General features: G+C 39.9%; 1 protein-coding gene. It reads right to left on the reverse strand.

The window, feature by feature from the left end; translation table 11 throughout:
• Positions 1-810 (reverse strand): S8 family serine peptidase (locus ABRS97_RS12500; RefSeq protein ID WP_367814301.1); only part of this gene is annotated, 810 nt, incomplete at its 3' end.
• Between the last annotated feature and the right edge of the window lie 535 nt (positions 811-1345).

The raw sequence follows: 1345 nt of genomic DNA on the forward strand, positions 1-1345 counted from the left end.
GGCAACAAGTAGAATACCATTGTTAAAAGCCAGTTGCATGGCTTCTTCCAATGCAGATGAGTATTCAGTTCCAGCAAAGCTCATCGCCACGATGTCCATATGATTTTCAATGGCCCAATCAATCCCCTGAATGACCTGACTGTACGTACCTTCTCCATTAGAATCTAAGACTTTTACATTGTACAGGCTGACATTTGGAGCTACCCCTATAAGTCCTCGATAGTCCTTCAATGCAGCTAGAATTCCAGCCACAAATGTACCGTGGCCATTGGCATCGTCTAACGATGTATCATTGGGTACAAAGGAAACTCCCCCAGATACGTGAAGTTCAGAAGAGTGAGTGTTAATACCAGTGTCTAAGATTACCACCTTGACACCAGTACCGTCCACCCCTTGATTTTGAGCTTCGGGAACATGAATTTGATTCAAGTTCGGCGTAACGATATCCCCTGTTTTCTTAACGACGCTGTCTTTTTCAATGTAGGCTATGTTTGGATCTTTCTTTAAATCTTCTACTTCAGTTGCTGATAGATTCGTCGTGATATGAGAAGAAAGGTGCTTAAATTTCTTTTCCGTTTTTTCCTGTTCTTCGCTGTTCAACTGGAATAAGCTCCGTTTCTTCCGCTTCGTTGCGTTCAAAGATTGCTGTCCTTTTTTCGCATCTTTAAATTTGATGATATAAGATCCAGCTTCTGGCTTGCCACTTAGACTATTCTTCGAATTTTCATCTTGTGCCGTTGCAAATGTTGGTGTGATAAGAGAGAAAAGAAAGATGATGATGAGTAATAGTGATAGGGTTCGTTTTTGCATAAGTACCTCCATGTTCTTAGTGTATTCGTTATGATACTAGTATCAACTTCCCCCTTATATCGTATTTGTATCTTTCTCCACCATTCAGATCGATAAAAGGGTTCCATTCTATTCCACTTTTTTTAAATTCAACATTACGATACAGAATATATCCCGTGCTTGCCGGACTGTGGGAAGTAGTTGGATATAATAATCCAGCTTTTCCAGACGTTGAATTGGCAGTGTATTCAAAGTGCTGCCACGTTCCTTTTTTCGCATTATCATAGGAAAACCCATGCAGAAACACTCGTTCGCCATTTATTATAAATGTGCTACTGAGAATGCAGATATAAGCAATACACTCATACATAGTATGGCTAGTATTCTTTGTAACCTGCTAAGTTGTAACATGTGTGGCAGTTCTCCTCTCTATAGTTGATCAAATTAATGCATCATGGAACTTTCGCGATCTGAATATCATCAATCGACAAATTTCCACCAGAATGCAATCCCCAAATGAGATAATAGTTGGCATACGCATCGGTCGTGAAAGTAA

Origin of the sequence: Paenibacillus tabacirhizosphaerae, from assembly GCF_040812395.1 — a bacterium.
Lineage (GTDB): Bacteria > Bacillota > Bacilli > Paenibacillales > NBRC-103111 > Paenibacillus_E.